The sequence below is a fragment of the Staphylococcus sp. HMSC070D05 genome (genome assembly GCF_001815595.1).
Classification (GTDB): Bacteria; Bacillota; Bacilli; order Staphylococcales; family Staphylococcaceae; genus Staphylococcus; species Staphylococcus hominis.
In genome coordinates this window covers 102347-119492 of the sequence record NZ_KV821138.1, presented here as the reverse complement: position 1 = coordinate 119492, position 17146 = coordinate 102347, and the positions used below count along the sequence as shown (strand labels likewise).

Here is a 17146-nt window from a genome sequence, read left to right as displayed (position 1 = left end):
TTATATTTACATTTATGTGATAAATCATTTCGCCTCAAATATACAATGTTTTTAAATTTCTAAATTTCACTTGTTTATTGTAATAACATTAAAACGTTGATATATTAATGTTTGTAAAGTTTTTTTAATATATATTAGGGTAGTTTTAAAGAAAATAGTTTATAATTTAATTGTTTGGAGAGAAGTAATGAACAATCAATCAACATATTTTCATCATGTAGAACATAGGAAATTTCAAAGTAGTTCAAAAGCAACGCTTTGGTCTTCTTTGATTATTACGCTGATTTTTACAATTGTAGAGTTTGTAGGTGGATTATATGCTAATTCACTTGCTTTATTATCAGATTCATTTCATATGTTAAGTGATGTTTTGGCACTAGGGTTGTCTATGCTTGCTATTTATTTTGCAAGTAAGCCTCCAACGAAACATTATACGTATGGATTTTTAAGATTAGAAATTATTGTCGCTTTCTTAAATGGTTTAGCATTAATTGTTATTTCGTTAGGTATTATGTATGAAGGCATTTTGAGAATCATACATCCTGAACCGGTAGCAAGTGGTATCATGATATTTGTAGCTGTATTAGGTCTTATTATAAATATCATTTTAACACTTATTTTATTTAGATCTTTAAGAAAAGAAGATAATGTCAATATTCAAAGTGCATTATGGCATTTTTTTGGAGATTTATTAAATTCAATTGGCGTTATCGTAGCAGTAGTACTTATTCATTTTACTGGATGGGCAATTATTGACCCAATCATTAGTATCATCATTTCTCTTATCATTTTAAATGGTGGTTATAAAATAATTAAAAATGCTTGGAAAGTATTAATGGAGCGTATTCCAGATGGATATGATTCAGATGAAATTATTAATGCAATGAAAAGCGTTGAAGGCGTTATAGATGTGCATGAGTTTCATTTATGGAGTATCACTACAAACCATAGTTCATTGAGTGCCCATGTCGTTTTAAGTGATGAATATACTAAATGGCCGTATTCAACGGTTAATAAAGTTTCTGAATTGTTGAAAGAAAAATATAATTTAGAACATGTTACACTACAAATTGAAAATATTCATCTTAACCATTTAGATGAATATTACTTTAAACAATACGAAGAATGATAATTAAATAGGAGTAGAAGCGATGGATAGTAAGAGCGCTTCTACTCCTTATTTTTAGTTTTTATTTATTTTTTTACTATCTACGCGTTCAGAATTGCCTTTGGATTTGTGTGCTTTTGGATTATTCTTTTTATGTGCACTTTCGTTTACATCTTTGACTGTATCATTACTATGACTACATGCACCTAATATTAGAAAGCTTGAAAGCGTTAGTAAGGCTAATTTTTTCATTGTTTCATCCCTTTGTTTTAAGTCGTATCATATTTTAGTATGGCATATTAAATATAATATTCAATAAATATTTATAAATTTTAAAATAATGTCGAAAATAAAAGATAGAGCCTCAATGCTCTATCTTTTATTATTAATTGTTTATTTAGTTTATATGATTATTCGTATTATTACTTTGTATATTTTGAATTGTATTTGACGTGCTATTATGATTTACATTATTAGTGTTGTCTTTTGTTGTATTAGATTCATTTGTATTATTATATTGAGTACTATTTTGACTATTCTGGGTTTGAGTAGAATGTGTTTGTTTTGAATTATTATTTGCTGAATTCGTCTGATATTGAGATGTGTCCTGTTGTGGTGTTGGAGGTTCTTGCTGTCGTTGTGTAGAATTTTGGTTATTTGTAGTCACATTATTTTGTTCAGTAGTTGGGTTTTCTTGTTGTATTGATTGTTGTGTAGTTGGTGATTCTGATGACTGAGTTGAATTTTCTTCTGTGGTGGGTGTGTTTTCTTGAGTGGAAGGAGTGTCCTGAATAGACTCATGTGATGTATCCTTATTATCTTTCTTAGAATTATTTTCTTTTTTATTGTTATTTTCTTTATTTGTTTTATTATCTTTAGGCTTTTCTTTTTTTACAGGAGTGATGTCACTTTTAGAGGGATTATTACTCTCAATGACTTTATGAATACCCAGTGCAAGCATACTTAATAAGATAATAATAATAGCCATAGCAAGCATTTTTAAGTAATTTTTATTCTTAAAAATAGCAATAATACCAAAAATAATGACTATACATGCGATTAAAAATAAAGTAATGCCTAGATAGAATATAATTTTATCCATAACTGACCTCCATCATTACAACATGTCAATCAAATTTCACTATAAATATTACATAATAAATATTAATATTTATTTAACATTTTATTATTTTTTAAAAACAATTTAGTTAATAAAATTATTAATATAATAGTGTTATTCATTCGATTTATTGTAAATATTAATTTCTTCATTTTTAAAATTGATTGAAACATATAAATGTTCATCATATGTATTAATAGGAAGGGAGGGTGTATTCAGTTTAAACTCTGATAGAATTTTAAATGAACCATTATTTAAAGGTTCAACTATAGATATATCATTTTCGTTTTGTTGTATAAGTAGATTTCTATTCGTCATATTATTAATTTTCCAATGATTCATGTAAACTCACCTCTATTAAAAATAAAAAGCCTGAAACACACTCAATACATATGCGCAGGCTTTAAAAGTTATATTCATAGTTAAATAAATATATTTTTTTAAGACTTTTAAGCAAATATCCTTGAATAGGAATAACTTGAAAAAATTTGGTATTTTTAATTAAAGCTTTGTTCAATTTCAGTAAAAGCTTTATTTGTAACTTTAATATTATCAATTCTATCAGACATAATATTTCCATCTAGATAGCCATGATCAATAAGAACTTTGCAATTTTCTAAGAAATCGTTATAGTTTCTATCGCAAAAATAATCATCTTGAGCTGTAATACTATCTTTAAAATTATTTGCTTCTTCCTCTGTTTGACCACTATTTGAACGTTCCATATATAGCTTATAAAATTTTGCTACTGTATATTTCTGTTCTTTAGTTAATTCGTCCATAGAAACGCCTCCTAAACTCATTACTTATATATACCCAATTTAATTTAATTAAAAAACTAAACAAATGATATTACATTTATTGTGCTTTTTTAATACCTTGATCTACTGCTTTGGCAAATCTATAAAATGTTCTCGTATAATTCTTTGAAGATCGTCTATTATTTTTATCCAAGTTGTTTTGTTTAAAAAACAAAGCTCGCTGGCGAGTCGTCAATTCCAGTTGCACTCCTGTATCTTTTTTATCTCTATTAATAATATTATTATTGGAAAGGGCCTCAATTCCTTTAGGCGTTTTTTGTACTGTAAATCCATGATGAGTTAATGAATGACGTATGGATTGAACTAATTTTTTATCTTTACCACCTACGTAAACAATGGGTTCATCGCCTGCATATCCGTGAATAGATATTATTTTTGACGAATGGTTGAGCATATCTAATAATTGAGGTTCATCAAAAACAGTAGAAGTAATATGTAGTTGAGCATTATTATCTGAACGTAGACCTTCAAATGAATAAAAATGATATTGACCAATATTTGAAATACGACGAGCGATTTCAGTGGTTCCAGGTTCAATACCTCCACCATGAATCGCTGTAATTAAGGTATTGCTGTGCTTACGGTATTTTGTGATTATTTTCCAATCTTTATTTTTTGTTGTATGTTGTTTTAAATCATTAAAGTTAGCATAGTAATCTAAGGATTGATTTTGTTTTAATTCAAAATGTTTATAAAAGTAAAGAAAGAGAAGAATAAATAATATAATAATAAGAGTTAAAAACATATAATAAAAAAATCGATAATGTAATTTTTTGTTTTTCATAAAAATAAGTTGTTCCTTTAAATATCATTTCTTAGTATAGAAAAGTATAGTGTAACGATTAGTATTTTTTTACTAACTTAAGGCGATAGTCATTATTAAAATTATCAACTAAAGCATATGGAGAGATAATCAGTAAACCATGATCATTTATCGTATCTTTACTTACACCGTATTTGTATGCTTGATAAATAATTTTAGTACAATATGTAAAGCGTTCACTTTTTAAATTAAGTGTAACTAAATAAGTCTTATCACTGTTTTTATAATGAGTTTTTGCCCAATTAGCTGCTTTTTGACCTGCATTAGGATACTCACAACGATATATTTTAATCCAATCACTTTTTTTAACGCCAAATCGCTGTTTAAATGATTCGAAAGATTCAGTAATAGGCTTATCGCCGGGTCCTTCAATTTGTAAAACAGTATCATGATCTAAAGCAATACTTGAATGTCCAAAGAAACCAAATAATACCGGACCTTTTGTAAGAATAATGTCACCAGGTTGTAATTTGAAATCATTCCCTTTTCCTGGAGATGAAGAAGTGGAATTTATAGATGCATAAGTATGAGAAGAAAACGCGAAAAATAGTAATGAAATGAAAATAACAAATAGAATACGCTTCAATTGAATAGTCTTCAATTTATATCTCCTTAATCGTTTTATCGAGAAACATATAAAAAAGAACAAAATAAAATCGTATTTTGTTCTTTTAAACCCTATTTATAAAATACCAAATATTAGTATATATATCAGCAAAGCAAAACCAAAAATATAGAAGATGACTGTAAAGCCTAAATAAGATTCTTTACGTTCTTCTTTTTTAGATTTTAGCAATAACCCTAATATAATTGAAGCAGCAACAACAAAAATAATACCCAGCCAAAGTAAAATCGTTAAATGTGTACTCATTTGTACACCTCCCACATTTTAATTAAAAAAAGTTATATATCAGTGGATATATATAATATAAAAAAATGATTAGATTAGTTAAAAAAATTATTTCGCTTATAAGGTTTTTATCCAAAATAGCAGCAATTAAACTGAATAAAATAGTAAGGCCACATATAATTAAACCAGGTACGAGCCAGAAATAATCGTCTAACTTAGGAAAGTAGGTGACAGTAATATTAAACCCTAGAAATAAAAGGGTAATCATAATATTAATCCAAAATAATTTATTAATATTCATAGGTAGTGTCACCTCTATAACAATGATATCTTTTTTATCATCATATCATTTCTTTAAAAAAAAGGTAAAATTTTAATTCTTATTAAACGAATAACTTCGTAAATTTACATAAAAAAACTGACGATCAAGCTAAAATGTACTAATCGGCAGCTTTTTTATGTATGATTACACTAATAAACGTATCAATTAAAAGGGGAAATCAAAAAAAGTAAATAAAAGAGTATAAAAATTCGAAAAATCGTCACATTTACAGAAAATTAATATTCACATAGAATGTTTTGAGTGAATAATTAAAAATAAAGTGTTTTAATTATTTTAATAAAATCAATCAAAACATTACAACTTTTATAAAAAAAACTTACTGATGTGCTTACATATAAATAAACATCATTCATTTAGAAACAATAAGATGATAGGGGATACTGAAATGTTGTAATGTGAGGAGGAAAAAATGACATTTTATGATTTTGTTATTGGATTTATTAATGATGATACACCACTAGGAAGTTTAGCAAATTACATTGTAAATGATCATAAATTTCCCAAAAACGAACGCAATAATAAAGAAATCAGAGCATATGTTATATCAAATTACGTTGATCACCAACTTATTGAAAGTGCTAATCGAGCAATGAGTCTCTATAAATTAATTTGAATTAGGATAATACCAATTTTGTTGCTTTAGAGCATTCCATATATCTGTAGTTTTAAAGTTTAATTCATTATCTCTAATTGAAAAAGGTTCTATAATTTCTCTATCTAACCACGAATGAATAAGTTCACTAGGAACTCCATCAAGTAACATTTCTGATTTACTTATTACAAAACATTCCCAATCTAATGAGAGCTTATTAGGATTGACATAATTGTATTGATTATGATCATTCATAATGAACGCTCCTTTATTTGTAAAACTTATAATTTATTATACCCATCACAATGAGAATCAAACGTGTATTAATTCATTTTTCTACATTTAGTTATTTTTAAGTATAAAAAAATTAAGGTATACTATGTATGGATTATAAAGTGGTGTAAAAGAAAGTTGCCTATAGTATTTAAAAATATATTGAGGTGAATGTAATGAGTAAAATACTCTATTTAATGAGACATGGACAAACTATGTTTAATTTAAGAGGGAAAGTACAGGGTGCAAGTGATTCTCCACTTACTAAATTAGGAATATCTCAAGCGAAGCAAGCAGGTCATTACTTTAAACATAATCATATTACTTTTGACGAAGCATATTCATCTAGTTCGGAACGGGCATGTGATACGTTAGAAAATGTTTTACCTGAACAAGCATATCAACGTAATAAAGGATTAAAAGAATGGAGTTTTGGGTTATTTGAAGGGGATAGTGTTCAATTATTGGATGCAGTTTGGGATAAACACGATATTTTTGGAACTAGACTACGCCCTTTCGGAGGAGAAACGAAACATGAAGTTGAACATCGTATCGTTACGACATTAAGTCATTTATTAGAGTCCTCTAATGGAAAAATATTCTTAGCGGTAAGCCATGGTACAGCCATTCAGGTTTTTTTAAGAAAATGGATAGGTGATGATATGGCAAATCAATATATCATTGGAAATTGTTGTATTTTAAAATTTATTTATACACATGGAAAGTTTGAATTTCTCGATATGGTTGATCCTACAATCGATGATGCCAATAAGTAAAATCATTATCCTGGCTATTTAATATCATAGAGTAGCCAATGAACATCAAAATAAGTATCATCTACTTTAAATGATTTTTTTTCAATCCCTAAAGTTTCAAAACCAAGTGCAGTGAAAAAAATCTTTGCACCAATATGATTTGATGTAATACAAGTCATTAGTTTTTCAATATGACGAGATTTTGCATAATTAATCACTTCACAGATTAAATTTTGCGCAGTAATCTCGTCTTTTTTGTCTTTTAAAAAGAGATTTTCTAACATTGCTTTATGTTGTGTGCCTATTTGTTTGAGTTGTCGCAATGTAACACCAGCCACAAGTTTTTCATTTTTAAAATTGCCAAAAATATTACAATACTCTTCTTCTTTAGATAGAATGTGTTTTAAGTAATTTGGAGAAACATGTTGAAAATAAAATTTATCCCATGAATAAGTATGTGAATCATTTGATATTAAAGTAATATATTGGTTTAAATCGTTGTTAGTAAGAATTCTAACTTCTGACATTATACTCACCTCAAATTATCATTAGCATTTAATAATTTATTTATACAAATTAATTTAATTATAAATATTTTATAAAGTTTAATTAATAACTATATTCATAGCATAGCCTATTTTTAAAAATTATACAAAAAGTGTGAGAATATATAAACGTTAGAATATTATCTATCATACATCGATATCCTTAAGCTTAATTTGTTAGATAGGAAATGGAGTGGGACAGAATTCAATTTAAATTCGTCGTTCAATTCTAGCAATACAGCCCAACTTGCGATGAACGTAGATGTTCTTATCGAAAGTCTTTATGTTAACTTCCGTACTACTATTGAAATAAATTGATATTAGCTCTTTTCAATTCAGTCTTTATCTATCAACACATAAAAAATCCTGAGACATAATGAGATGTCTCAGGGTTTTTTAAAATTATAAAATTTTGATTTTAAAGAGTAATACTAATTAGTCAACAACTTGAACATTTAAATCTACATCGATGTTGCCACGAGTTGCTTTTGAATATGGACAGAATTCGTGAGCATCTTGTAGATATTTTTCAGCATCTTCTTGAGATAATACATTTTTAACTTTTGCATCAATAGATACGCTTAATTTTGGACTTTCAGCATTTGGGTCATCTTCTAAGCGTACAGTTAAAGTTACCTCAGGTTCTGCCCCACGAACTTTATTTTGTTTTAAAATAAGGTCATATGCACCATTAAAGCATGAAGCATAGCCAGCTGCGAATAATTGTTCAGGGTTAGTCGCTTTTCCGTCTGCTTGTTGTGGTGGTAATACATCTACATTTATTGCATTATCGTCTGTGTGTACGTGACCTTTACGTCCACCAACGTTTGTTGCTTTAGTTTCATATTGAACTGCCATTATTATTACCTCCTAAATTCGAATACAATTATTATATACCCGACTCAAAAGGTTTAAATCATGATTTGTAAAAATTAAAATGAATTTTAAACATTGGCGAGTGTTACATAAATAGTTTAAAATAATATAAAATTGTAAATGGTAAGAAAAGAAGGGATTATATGGCAGAAGTAAAGGTAGCTGCAACCATAGCACCTCAAGATATAATAGATAATGAAACGTTAAATAGTATAAATGATAACCATGCATATATAGATATCATTGAGTTGCGTATAGATCAGTGGGAGAGCCATCATCATGAACATTTAATGAAAAACCTTTCACTTCTAAATGAAATAAAGGATCATTTCAAAATATTGGTGACATATCGCACAGTTTCTCAAGGTGGAAAAGGTCAGTTAACTAATAAAAAATATTTACAGTTAATTGAAACAATCTCCTCAATAGATGCATTTCAAATGATAGACATAGAATGGGAGTCAAATATTGATGTTGAGACGCATAAACATATTATAGAACATGCACATCATCATCAGAAACAAATCATTGTGTCATATCATAATTTTTTAGAAACGCCACCGTTAGAAGAATTAAAATTCTCATATTATAAAATGCAAAAATTAAATCCTGAGTATGTAAAAATTGCAGTAATGCCTAAGGAAAAACAGGACGTAGCAACGCTATTAGAAGCAGTAGCTTATACATCTGAAGCGATTTCTCAACAAGTTATTGGGATATCTATGTCCCATTTAGGATTAGTGAGTCGAACTGCTCAAGGTGTTTTTGGGGGTACAGTGTCATATGGCTGTTTAGGTGAACCCCAAGCACCAGGGCAGATTCATGTTAAAGAACTAAAAAAACAATTATTATTTTACGAAAGCATGTAGTATACATTGAAATGTCATCGATATCCGCGTATAATTGATAATAGTTATCAATATAGAGGAGCGATAATTGTGGAATTACAAGAAGTAATTTCTTTAAGAAGAAGTATAAAGAAATTTAAACATGATATGGTTATTAATGATGAAGATGTATTTAAAGCCATAGAACAAGCTACTGACGCTCCTAATCATGGTATGAGAGAACCGTGGAGAGTTATTCATGTTTCTAAAGATAGATTAGGAGATATGAGTAGAGATATTACACGTTTTGCCTTTCCAAATAGTCCGGAAAAACAAGAAGATCATTATAATGCGGTGACAAATTTAGGAGGTATGTTAGTTTTAGTACTTAAAACTGACCCACGACAACGACAAAATCGCGAAAACTTTTTTGCGATGGGTGCATACACTCAGAATCTAATGTTATTACTTTATGAAAAAGGTATTGGTACATGTTGGAAAACACCATTGTATATCTTTGAACCAAAAGTAAGAAAAGCGTTTGGTATTGCTAAAGATGAAGCTATTGCAGGTTTATTGTATCTTACTGATTTAGAAGAGGTTCCACCTAAAGCAAAACGTAAAAATAAACATTTAATCTCAGAATACTAAACAAACCACACTCAAAATAATGAGTGTGGTTCTTTAATTATTTATTAAAAGTTTCATTTAAGAATGATTCAACTTGTTCAGGTGATTTTGCATTAGCAGAATGCAAATGGGCATGTTTTTGACCATTTTCAAAGATAAGTAAACTTGGGATACCCATGACTTCATTGTCTGATGCTACATCTTCTAATTCATCACGATTTACTGAATACCATTTATAGTCGTTATACTTGTCAATGATTGGATCAATCCACATGTCCATTGCTTTACAATCAGGACACCAACCAGCTTCAAATTTTACAATAACAGGTTGTTCACTTTGAATAACTGAATTAAATTCTTCAGTAGTAGTAATATTTTTCATACTTTACACTCCTTTTAGCTTGTTTTATATATTATAACTAATTACTAATGTTTAGAAAAAAATAAAGCTTAAAAAGTAGAGCGTTTATTTAAATAATTTGATATATTTAAAATAAGTTTAAATAGGAGGATAATACTGAATGATTAAATTTTATCAATATCCAAAATGCACAACTTGTAAAAAAGCTGCTCGATTTTTAGATGAGCATGGTGTGAGTTATGAGTCTATAGATATTGTGCAACACACACCTACAAAGCAAGAATTCAAAGAATTAGTAGTTAAATCAGAAGTGGAAATAAATAAATTCTTTAATACACATGGTGTGAAATATAGAGAACTTGGTTTGAAAGATAAATTAAAAGAATTATCTAATGATGAAAAATTAGAACTCTTAGCCTCAGATGGAATGTTGGTAAAACGTCCGCTAGCGGTTTCAAGTGAAAAAGTTACGTTAGGTTTTAATGAAGAACAATATAAAGATGTATGGTTATAGAAAGTATACTCACAACTTTTAATATTAATAGTTGAATGAAAACTTACGGTATGGCATCATTAAATTGTAATTATTTTTAGGAGGGGATTTTCGTGGCAGTACCAAGCGAATTCAAATATTCTAAGGAACATGAATGGGTTAAAGTTGAAGGAAATACGGCAACAATTGGTATTACTGAATACGCGCAAGGCGAACTAGGAGACATCGTATTTGTCGAATTACCAGATGTCGATGATGAAATTAATGAAGGGGATACATTTGGTAGTGTTGAATCAGTAAAAACAGTATCTGAATTGTATGCACCTGTTTCTGGTAAAATTGTCGAAACAAACGACGAATTAGAAGATAGTCCAGAGTTTGTTAATGAATCACCTTATGAAAAAGCGTGGATGGTAAAAGTTGAATTAAATGACGAAAGTCAATTAGATGAATTGCTATCAGCTGAACAATATTCTGAAATGATTGGCGAATAATTTTTAAAAACTCCTTGATATTGAATCTAGGAGTTTTTTATATATTATATTAATTATCTGTAAATTGTGTTTATATTCATCAATAATGTGAAAAAGTAAATGATTGTTTAATATCGACTTAGAAGGTGGATGAACATGGCAATTTTAAACAAAGTTATCATTGTTGAAGGTAAATCTGATAAGAAGAAAGTGCAACAAGTCATTGCTGAGCCTGTAAATATTATTTGTACACATGGTACAATGAGTATCGACAAACTAGACGATATGATAGAAACGTTATATGGAAAACAGGTCTATATTCTTGCCGATTCAGATGATGAAGGCGAAAAAATTAGAAAATGGTTTAAACGTTATTTAAGTGAAAGTGAACATATCTATGTAGATAAAACATATTGTGAAGTGGCGCGTTGTCCTAAAAATTATCTTGCTCATGTATTGAGTAAGTATGGATTTAACGTAAAAAAAGAGAAAAAACTTATACCTAATTTAAGTTCCGAAAGGTTAGTACTCGTTAATGAATAATTCTATTAAAATCGAAGACATCAAAGAACACTTTGATAAAGATAAACATTTAATATTTGGATATACTCCTATGTGTGGAACATGTAAGATTTCAGAGCGCATGTTGGATATTGCAAATGATATCGAACAACTACCACTTAAAAAAATTGATTTAAATTTCCACAAGTATTTTAGTGAAGAATATAAAATTATGTCTGTACCTGTACTGTTAATTATGGATAAGGATAAAGAGGTAGATAGAGTCTATGCCTTTCAATCCGTGCCATATTTGTTAGAAAAGTTAAAAAAATGATTGACGAATTATTAGTACAGTGATAGGATATAAATTAATTAAATAGTGCGAAAACTCTTATCGAGAGAGGTGGAGGGATGTGCCCTACGAAGCCCGGCAACCGTCTATAATAGAAATGGTGCCAATTCACATAAAGTTTAAGACTTTAGAAGATGAGAGAAAGATAATTTTAAATGCTTTCTCATCTCTCTAGATGGGGAAGCATTTTTTAATTACATAAGGAATTTAAGGGGGGGCACTTAACGTGATTGAGTTAAATCAAGTTGTTAAACGCTATCACACAAAGAACAAAGATGTACTAGCAGTAGATCACGTTGATTTGAATATAGAATCAGGCTCAATTTTTGGAGTGATTGGATTCTCTGGTGCTGGTAAAAGTACATTAATTCGAATGTTTAATAATCTAGAAGAACCGACTTCAGGGGATATCATTATAGATGGAGACAATATTAACAAACTTTCTAAGTCAGAGTTGAGTAAAAAACGACAAAAAGTAAGTATGATTTTCCAACATTTTAATTTGTTATGGTCGCGTACTGTCATTAGTAATATTATGTTTCCACTAGAAATAGCTGGAGTATCTCGTGCAGAAGCAAAAAAAAGAGCTTTAGAACTTGTAAAGTTAGTCGGTTTAAAAGGCCGTGAAAAAGCTTATCCTTCTGAATTATCAGGTGGTCAAAAACAAAGAGTTGGTATTGCTCGTGCATTAGCGAATGATCCAAATGTTTTATTATGTGACGAGGCTACAAGTGCGCTCGATCCACAAACAACGGACGAAATTTTAGAATTACTGTTAAAAATAAAAGAAGAAAGAAATCTAACGATTGTGATTATTACACATGAAATGCAAGTGATTAGACGCATATGTGATGAAGTGGCAGTAATGGAAAATGGTCGTATTATTGAGCAAGGTAAAGTCGATGAAGTATTTGAAAATCCTCAACATGAGGTGACAAAACGATTCGTGAAAGACGATTTAGACGACGATTTTGAAGATTCAATTAAACATCTAGAACCATTGAACAAAGACGCTTATATTGTAAGATTGAATTTCAATGGTAATAATACAATGCAACCTGTTGTGTCTGAAATTACGCGAACGCAGAAGATTGAATTAAACATTTTGGAAGCAAATATTAAAAATACACGTACAGGTTCAGTTGGATTTTTAATTGTACACATTCCACATATTAGTGAAGATGGATTTAATACATTCGTAACTGAGTTACATAAACAACACGTAAATGTGGAGGTGATTAAACATGGATAAATCATATGGTGATATCTTCCATGAAATGATTACTATGCCTAACGTGCAATGGCCTGAAGTTTGGCAAGCAATTTATGAAACACTTTATATGACTATAGTGTCAACCATTTTTGCTTTTATCTTTGGTTTAATCTTAGGTGTGTTGCTTTTCTTATCAGCTAAAAGTGACGCACCTGGAGCTAAGATTTTCTATACAGTAGTTTCATTTATAGTGAACTTGTTCCGCGCGATTCCATTTATTATTTTAATTTTGTTATTAATTCCGTTCACAAGTGTATTATTAGGTACAATTAGTGGACCAACGGGAGCACTTCCAGCATTAGTCATTGGCGCTGCACCGTTCTATGCAAGATTAGTCGAAATCGCATTTAAAGAAATCGATAAAGGCGTTATTGAAGCAGCATGGTCTATGGGTGCGAATACTTGGACAGTCGTTCGAAAAGTATTGCTTCCAGAAGCAATGCCAGCACTTGTTTCAGGTATTACAGTAACGGCTATCGCTTTAGTTGGTTCAACTGCTATTGCTGGCGTTATTGGTGCAGGTGGTTTAGGTAACTTAGCTTACTTAACTGGTTTTACACGTAATCAAAACGACGTCATTTTAGTGTCAACCGTATTTATTTTAATTATTGTATTTATAATCCAATTCATTGGGGATTGGCTTACAAATAAAATTGATAAACGATAATAGAAAAGAGGAGAGATTAAATGAAAAAACTTTTAAGTTTAGTATTAGTACTTACACTGACAGTTGTATTAGTTGCTTGTGGTAAAGGCGGAGACGAAAAAGATAAAAAAATTGTCGTAGGTGCCTCACCAGCACCACACGCTGAAATCTTAGAAAAAGCAAAACCACTTCTTGAGAAAAAAGATTATGATTTAGAAATTAAAACAATCAATGATTACACGACACCTAATAAGTTGTTAGATAAAGGTGAACTTGATGCTAACTACTTCCAACACGTTCCTTATTTAAAAACTGAAAGTAAAGAAAAAGGATACAAAATTGAAGATGCAGGTAAAGTTCATTTAGAACCAATGGCTGTTTATTCTAAAAAATACAAAAGTTTAAAAGACCTTCCTAAAGGCGCGACAGTTTATGTTTCAAATAACCCAGCTGAACAAGGTCGTTTCTTAAAGTTCTTCGTTGATGAAGGTTTAATTAAAATTAAAAAAGGCGTAAAAATTGAAGACGCTAAATTTGAAGATATTACTGAAAACAAAAAAGATATTAAATTCAATAACAAACAATCAGCTGAATATCTTCCAAAAATCTATCAAAATCAAGATGTAGATGCAGCTATTATTAATTCAAACTATGCTATTGATCAAGGCTTAAGTCCACAAAAAGATTCAATCGTAGTTGAAAAACCTAATAATAATCCTTATGCAAACTTAATTGCAGTTCAAAAGGGTCATAAAGATGATGAAAAAATTAAAGCTTTAGTTGACGTATTACAATCTAAAGACATTCGTGATTTCATCAATGAAAAATACAAAGGTGCAGTTGTACCTGCAAAATAATGAATAATATGCAGTGAAAAACGGTTCACAAAGAAATATGTGAACCGTTTTTTATATTTTATATCAATACATTTATTGCAGTCATTTATATTATAAACTTGAATCGTCTTGATATAGTATTCCAACGCCGATACCGCCTTGACCCATCGCATATTCAAATTTAACAATTTCTATATATGGATGTTCTTCTAAGAATGCATTGACCTTTTTATTTAAACCTTTTTCTGTCATAGCAGTAAAATTAACAAATGTCATAGTTATCATCTCCAATTGGATAAGTGAATTGAACAATATTATTATAACAATTATATTGATTAGACGGAAAATATAAAAAATAACAGAAATTATGTTTATACGTGATATGTATTGGGTATGTTAATATTACATAAATAATTTAAGAATAAAATGTTCAACCAAGGAGGAATTTAAAATGGCAGAAGATAAATTTGAACAAGCTAAAGGTAACATTAAAGAAACAGTTGGTAATGCAACTGATAATAAAGATTTAGAAAAAGAAGGTAAAGGCGACAAAGCTTCAGGTAAAGCTAAAGAAGTTGTTGATAACGTTAAAGATAAAGCAAATGATGTTATTGATAAATTAAAAGGCGACAAATAAGTCGTTTTAACTAGAAGAGAACGCATGTGTTAAACACATGCGTTTTTTGTTTATGTTAGAATATTATGTCTGAGTGTCATTGTTAGACGTAATCAGTCCTAATGAATAACTTACTATATATCCTATTATTAAGGAAATCATCGAAACAATCCATTCTACTGGTGATTTAGGAATTCCTGGGAATACAGCATAAATTGAACCAATAACAAAACCAGTAATTAAGGCAAATGTTCCAATAAAGTGGTGGGTTAAAAAGTATTTTATAATACGGCTTGAAAATAGAAATCCACATAAAATACCTAAACCAACTACTATTAATATAGGCAGACCGGTAAAGTTAAGTTTAGCTAAATTAGCAATAGCTAGCATTATTGTTCCATATGCACCGAATACAAGTAGCATAAATGAGCCAGAGATACCTGGAAGTAGCATTGCACTAGAAGCACAAACGCCTGCTATAAAATATTTAATAATAAGACTAAAAGATAATTGAAGTGTTAAACTTGATTGTTGTGTGCTAGGATTTAATAATGTTAATGCTACTATAACTATGATTCCTAAAATTAATAATCCATAGTGTTTAGTTGTAAATGTTTTTTTAAAATCTGAAGTTTTTAATAAGTAAGGGACAATGCCTATAATTAAACCAGTAAAAAAGAACATCGTTATTACGTGATGATGATCGAGTAGGTAATGAATTAAATTACTAAGTACACAAATCGCTAAAATCATTCCTATTAATATAGGAAGTAAAAATTTTAAACTTGGCCAAAATCGTTTAGAAAACAATCCACTAATGGATGAAATAAAACCATCATATATTCCTAAAAGTAAAGCAATGGTACCTCCACTAATTCCTGGAACTAAATCTGAAGTTCCCATCGCAAATCCTTTTAAAATATTTTTCCATTTGAATGTCATAAAGGTCTCCTTTCTTTATTAAGTTAATACGAATACTACCAAATTTTTAACTTACATTGAAATATTAAGTAGTCAATCATCGTTAATATATAGATGCCTATTGAGAACAGGTGCCTTTTGATTATCAGTCGCACTTGAAAATTGAAGTCATTTCGAAACAATTTTGACGAAAATATAATCTTTTTTGTCATTTTAATAAGTTTATATTGGGGACTATTTACGTTATAATTAAGTGTATTAAAGTGTTAGAAGTCTTTTTGACTATAAATTAAAATTACTATAAACTAGTTAAGAAAACTTTATATTTTATGGAGGGAATATAAATGTCATCAACATTGGAAATTAAAGACTTACATGTGTCTATTGAAGATAAAGAAATTTTAAAAGGTGTTAATTTAACAATTAATACTGGTGAAGTTCACGCAATCATGGGACCTAATGGTACAGGTAAATCAACATTATCTTCTGCAATTATGGGTCACCCAAGTTATGAAGTTACTCAAGGTGAAGTATTACTTGATGGTGTAAATATTTTAGAATTAGATGTTGACGAAAGAGCAAAAGCAGGTCTTTTCTTAGCAATGCAATATCCATCAGAAATTACTGGTGTAACAAATGCAGACTTTATGCGTTCAGCGATTAATGCAAAACGTGAAGAAGGTCAAGAAATTAACTTAATGCAATTTATTAAAAAATTAGATAAACAAATGGATTTCTTAGATATTGATAAAGATATGGCACAACGTTATTTAAATGAAGGTTTCTCAGGTGGGGAGAAAAAACGTAATGAAATCTTACAATTAATGATGTTAGAACCTAAATTTGCGATTTTAGATGAAATTGACTCAGGTTTAGATATTGATGCATTAAAAGTCGTTTCTAAAGGAATCAATGAAATGCGTGGTGAAGATTTCGGTGCATTAATGATTACACACTATCAACGTTTATTAAACTATATTACTCCTGATAAAGTACATGTGATGTATGGTGGTAAAGTTGTAAAATCAGGCGGTCCAGAATTAGCTAAACGTCTTGAAGAAGAAGGTTATGAATGGGTTAAAGAAGAATTTGGTGCAACTGAATAGGTCAT

At 29.4% G+C, this 17146-nt stretch carries 28 protein-coding genes and 1 riboswitch; of the genes, 14 read left to right on the top strand and 14 right to left on the bottom strand.

Annotation, left to right across the window (positions count from 1 at the left end; translation table 11 throughout):
* Positions 1–187 precede the first annotated feature (187 nt).
* Positions 188–1129: a cation diffusion facilitator family transporter gene (locus tag HMPREF3046_RS06815; protein WP_070717900.1), complete on the top strand. Its 942-nt coding sequence runs from the start codon at positions 188–190 to the stop codon at positions 1127–1129.
* A 54-nt stretch (positions 1130–1183) separates the two neighbouring features.
* On the opposite strand, the gene HMPREF3046_RS11345 is transcribed toward HMPREF3046_RS06815, so the two are convergent.
* The 8 genes from HMPREF3046_RS11345 to tsaA form a co-directional block, all read right to left on the bottom strand.
* A complete protein-coding gene (locus HMPREF3046_RS11345) occupies positions 1184–1360 on the bottom strand; it encodes a hypothetical protein (RefSeq protein WP_002448052.1) in 177 nt (58 codons plus the stop codon).
* Positions 1361–1505: 145 nt separating this feature from the next.
* Positions 1506–2210 (bottom strand): hypothetical protein, encoded by a 705-nt coding sequence (locus HMPREF3046_RS06810; RefSeq protein WP_070717897.1) that lies wholly within the window; start codon positions 2208–2210, stop codon positions 1506–1508.
* 132 nt (positions 2211–2342) lie between these two features.
* Complete coding sequence (locus HMPREF3046_RS06805; protein ID WP_070717894.1) at positions 2343–2570, bottom strand: hypothetical protein; 228 nt, start codon at positions 2568–2570, stop codon at positions 2343–2345.
* A 155-nt stretch (positions 2571–2725) separates the two neighbouring features.
* Positions 2726–3010, bottom strand: a complete 285-nt coding sequence (locus tag HMPREF3046_RS06800; RefSeq protein WP_070717890.1) for a hypothetical protein — start codon at positions 3008–3010, stop codon at positions 2726–2728.
* A 76-nt stretch (positions 3011–3086) separates the two neighbouring features.
* Positions 3087–3833: a poly-gamma-glutamate hydrolase family protein gene (locus HMPREF3046_RS06795; RefSeq protein ID WP_070717886.1), complete on the bottom strand. Its 747-nt coding sequence runs from the start codon at positions 3831–3833 to the stop codon at positions 3087–3089.
* A gap of 58 nt (positions 3834–3891) precedes the next feature.
* A complete protein-coding gene (gene lnsA / locus HMPREF3046_RS06790; RefSeq protein ID WP_371093793.1) occupies positions 3892–4458 on the bottom strand; it encodes a lipoprotein N-acylation protein LnsA in 567 nt (188 codons plus the stop codon).
* A 96-nt stretch (positions 4459–4554) separates the two neighbouring features.
* Entirely contained in the window at positions 4555–4743 is a 189-nt protein-coding gene (tsaT, locus tag HMPREF3046_RS06785; protein WP_070717878.1) for a type II toxin-antitoxin system toxin TsaT, read from the bottom strand.
* Between the two features lie 22 nt (positions 4744–4765).
* A complete protein-coding gene (gene tsaA / locus HMPREF3046_RS11520) occupies positions 4766–5023 on the bottom strand; it encodes a type II toxin-antitoxin system antitoxin TsaA (RefSeq protein ID WP_070717875.1) in 258 nt (85 codons plus the stop codon).
* 451 nt (positions 5024–5474) lie between these two features.
* Between tsaA and HMPREF3046_RS06775 the strand changes: the two genes are divergently transcribed.
* The gene (locus tag HMPREF3046_RS06775; RefSeq protein WP_070717873.1) at positions 5475–5678 is read left to right on the top strand and encodes a sterile alpha motif-like domain-containing protein; all 204 of its coding nucleotides are present in this window, start codon (positions 5475–5477) and stop codon (positions 5676–5678) included.
* Here HMPREF3046_RS06775 and HMPREF3046_RS06770 read toward each other — a convergent pair.
* Positions 5670–5912, bottom strand: a complete 243-nt coding sequence (locus HMPREF3046_RS06770) for a hypothetical protein (RefSeq protein WP_070717870.1) — start codon at positions 5910–5912, stop codon at positions 5670–5672. The genes HMPREF3046_RS06775 and HMPREF3046_RS06770 overlap by 9 nt on opposite strands.
* Before the next feature lie 194 nt (positions 5913–6106).
* On the opposite strand from HMPREF3046_RS06770, the gene HMPREF3046_RS06765 reads away from it, so the two are divergent.
* On the top strand, positions 6107–6706 hold the full coding sequence (locus HMPREF3046_RS06765) for a histidine phosphatase family protein (RefSeq protein ID WP_070717869.1): 600 nt from the start codon (positions 6107–6109) through the stop codon (positions 6704–6706).
* 14 nt (positions 6707–6720) lie between these two features.
* Here HMPREF3046_RS06765 and HMPREF3046_RS06760 read toward each other — a convergent pair whose 3' ends face one another.
* Entirely contained in the window at positions 6721–7212 is a 492-nt protein-coding gene (locus HMPREF3046_RS06760; RefSeq protein WP_070717866.1) for a GNAT family N-acetyltransferase, read from the bottom strand.
* Between the two features lie 453 nt (positions 7213–7665).
* A complete protein-coding gene (locus HMPREF3046_RS06755; RefSeq protein WP_048680989.1) occupies positions 7666–8088 on the bottom strand; it encodes an organic hydroperoxide resistance protein in 423 nt (140 codons plus the stop codon).
* A 161-nt stretch (positions 8089–8249) separates the two neighbouring features.
* Between HMPREF3046_RS06755 and aroD the strand changes: the two genes are divergently transcribed.
* Together aroD and HMPREF3046_RS06745 are read left to right on the top strand one after the other, a co-directional pair.
* Entirely contained in the window at positions 8250–8975 is a 726-nt protein-coding gene (aroD, locus tag HMPREF3046_RS06750) for a type I 3-dehydroquinate dehydratase (protein ID WP_070717858.1), read from the top strand.
* Between the two features lie 69 nt (positions 8976–9044).
* Positions 9045–9584, top strand: a complete 540-nt coding sequence (locus HMPREF3046_RS06745; RefSeq protein ID WP_002448165.1) for a nitroreductase family protein — start codon at positions 9045–9047, stop codon at positions 9582–9584.
* Between the two features lie 37 nt (positions 9585–9621).
* Here HMPREF3046_RS06745 and HMPREF3046_RS06740 read toward each other — a convergent pair whose 3' ends face one another.
* Complete coding sequence (locus tag HMPREF3046_RS06740; protein ID WP_070717854.1) at positions 9622–9945, bottom strand: thioredoxin family protein; 324 nt, start codon at positions 9943–9945, stop codon at positions 9622–9624.
* Positions 9946–10084: 139 nt separating this feature from the next.
* On the opposite strand from HMPREF3046_RS06740, the gene HMPREF3046_RS06735 reads away from it, so the two are divergent.
* From HMPREF3046_RS06735 to HMPREF3046_RS06705, 7 genes are all read left to right on the top strand, one after another.
* Complete coding sequence (locus tag HMPREF3046_RS06735) at positions 10085–10438, top strand: arsenate reductase family protein (RefSeq protein ID WP_070717851.1); 354 nt, start codon at positions 10085–10087, stop codon at positions 10436–10438.
* 92 nt (positions 10439–10530) lie between these two features.
* Entirely contained in the window at positions 10531–10911 is a 381-nt protein-coding gene (gene gcvH, locus HMPREF3046_RS06730; protein ID WP_002448172.1) for a glycine cleavage system protein GcvH, read from the top strand.
* 135 nt (positions 10912–11046) lie between these two features.
* Entirely contained in the window at positions 11047–11433 is a 387-nt protein-coding gene (locus tag HMPREF3046_RS06725) for a toprim domain-containing protein (RefSeq protein WP_002448075.1), read from the top strand.
* Complete coding sequence (locus tag HMPREF3046_RS06720; protein ID WP_070717846.1) at positions 11426–11725, top strand: thioredoxin family protein; 300 nt, start codon at positions 11426–11428, stop codon at positions 11723–11725. Before HMPREF3046_RS06725 ends, HMPREF3046_RS06720 begins: the two co-directional genes overlap by 8 nt.
* Before the next feature lie 54 nt (positions 11726–11779).
* A riboswitch (SAM riboswitch) is annotated at positions 11780–11884 on the top strand.
* Between the two features lie 85 nt (positions 11885–11969).
* Positions 11970–12995 carry a methionine ABC transporter ATP-binding protein gene (locus HMPREF3046_RS06715; protein ID WP_070717843.1) on the top strand — a complete coding sequence of 342 codons (1026 nt, stop codon included), beginning with the start codon at positions 11970–11972 and terminating at the stop codon, positions 12993–12995.
* Complete coding sequence (locus HMPREF3046_RS06710; RefSeq protein ID WP_070717841.1) at positions 12988–13683, top strand: methionine ABC transporter permease; 696 nt, start codon at positions 12988–12990, stop codon at positions 13681–13683. The genes HMPREF3046_RS06715 and HMPREF3046_RS06710 overlap by 8 nt, the downstream gene beginning before the upstream one ends.
* Positions 13684–13703: 20 nt before the next feature.
* Positions 13704–14519 (top strand): MetQ/NlpA family ABC transporter substrate-binding protein, encoded by an 816-nt coding sequence (locus tag HMPREF3046_RS06705; protein WP_070717838.1) that lies wholly within the window; start codon positions 13704–13706, stop codon positions 14517–14519.
* Between the two features lie 90 nt (positions 14520–14609).
* Here the strand turns inward: HMPREF3046_RS06705 and HMPREF3046_RS11340 are convergent, their stop codons facing one another.
* Positions 14610–14774, bottom strand: a complete 165-nt coding sequence (locus tag HMPREF3046_RS11340) for a hypothetical protein (RefSeq protein WP_002448129.1) — start codon at positions 14772–14774, stop codon at positions 14610–14612.
* A gap of 175 nt (positions 14775–14949) precedes the next feature.
* On the opposite strand from HMPREF3046_RS11340, the gene HMPREF3046_RS06700 reads away from it, so the two are divergent.
* Positions 14950–15135, top strand: coding sequence for a CsbD family protein (locus HMPREF3046_RS06700; protein WP_070717835.1), 186 nt, complete (start codon positions 14950–14952; stop codon positions 15133–15135).
* Positions 15136–15198: 63 nt separating this feature from the next.
* Here HMPREF3046_RS06700 and HMPREF3046_RS06695 read toward each other — a convergent pair whose 3' ends face one another.
* Positions 15199–16056 (bottom strand): polyprenyl-phosphate transporter PopT, encoded by an 858-nt coding sequence (locus tag HMPREF3046_RS06695; protein WP_070717833.1) that lies wholly within the window; start codon positions 16054–16056, stop codon positions 15199–15201.
* Positions 16057–16379: 323 nt separating this feature from the next.
* On the opposite strand from HMPREF3046_RS06695, the gene sufC reads away from it, so the two are divergent.
* A complete protein-coding gene (sufC, locus tag HMPREF3046_RS06690; RefSeq protein ID WP_070717830.1) occupies positions 16380–17141 on the top strand; it encodes a Fe-S cluster assembly ATPase SufC in 762 nt (253 codons plus the stop codon).
* The last annotated feature ends 5 nt before the right edge of the window (positions 17142–17146 follow it).